Source organism: Pedobacter rhizosphaerae, assembly GCF_900111155.1.
Taxonomy (GTDB): domain Bacteria; phylum Bacteroidota; class Bacteroidia; order Sphingobacteriales; family Sphingobacteriaceae; genus Pedobacter; species Pedobacter rhizosphaerae.
The window spans coordinates 1-1,048 of the sequence record NZ_FOGG01000083.1; the positions used below are offsets into that span (position 1 = coordinate 1).

1 rRNA gene is annotated in these 1,048 nt (G+C 51.2%); it reads right to left on the bottom strand.

The annotated features are described in order from the left end of the window. Positions 1 to 1,048, bottom strand: a 16S ribosomal RNA gene (locus BMX11_RS24050); the annotation flags it as partial.

Here is a 1,048-nt window from a genome sequence, read left to right on the forward strand (position 1 = left end):
ACATGCTGGCAACTAAACATAGGGGTTGCGCTCGTTGCGGGACTTAACCCAACACCTCACGGCACGAGCTGACGACAGCCATGCAGCACCTAGTTTCGTGTGATTGCTCACTTATCCATCTCTGGATAATTCACTAACTTTCAAGCCCGGGTAAGGTTCCTCGCGTATCATCGAATTAAACCACATGCTCCTCCGCTTGTGCGGGCCCCCGTCAATTCCTTTGAGTTTCACCCTTGCGGGCGTACTCCCCAGGTGGAACACTTAACGCTTTCGCTTAGCCGCTGACTGTGTATCGCCAACAGCGAGTGTTCATCGTTTAGGGCGTGGACTACCAGGGTATCTAATCCTGTTTGATCCCCACGCTTTCGTGCCTCAGCGTCAATAAGACCATAGTAAGCTGCCTTCGCAATCGGTGTTCTGAGACATATCTATGCATTTCACCGCTACTTGTCTCATTCCGCCTACCTCTAGTCCATTCAAGCCCGTCAGTATCAAGGGCACTGCGATGGTTGAGCCACCGTCTTTCACCCCTGACTTAACAGGCCGCCTACGCACCCTTTAAACCCAATAAATCCGGATAACGCTTGGATCCTCCGTATTACCGCGGCTGCTGGCACGGAGTTAGCCGATCCTTATTCTTCCGGTACATTCAGCTACTTACACGTAAGTAGGTTTATTCCCGGATAAAAGCAGTTTACAACCCATAGGGCAGTCTTCCTGCACGCGGCATGGCTGGTTCAGAGTTGCCTCCATTGACCAATATTCCTTACTGCTGCCTCCCGTAGGAGTCTGGTCCGTGTCTCAGTACCAGTGTGGGGGGTCATCCTCTCAGATCCCCTAGTCATCGTCGCCTTGGTGGGCCGTTACCCCGCCAACTAGCTAATGACACGCATGCCCATCTTTATCCTATAAATATTTGATCATTGTACAATGCTGTACTGTGATTTTATGCGGTGTTAATCCGAATTTCTTCGGGCTATCCCCCTGATAAAGGTAGGTTGCATACGCGTTACGCACCCGTGCGCCGGTCTCTAGAAAAGCAAGCTCT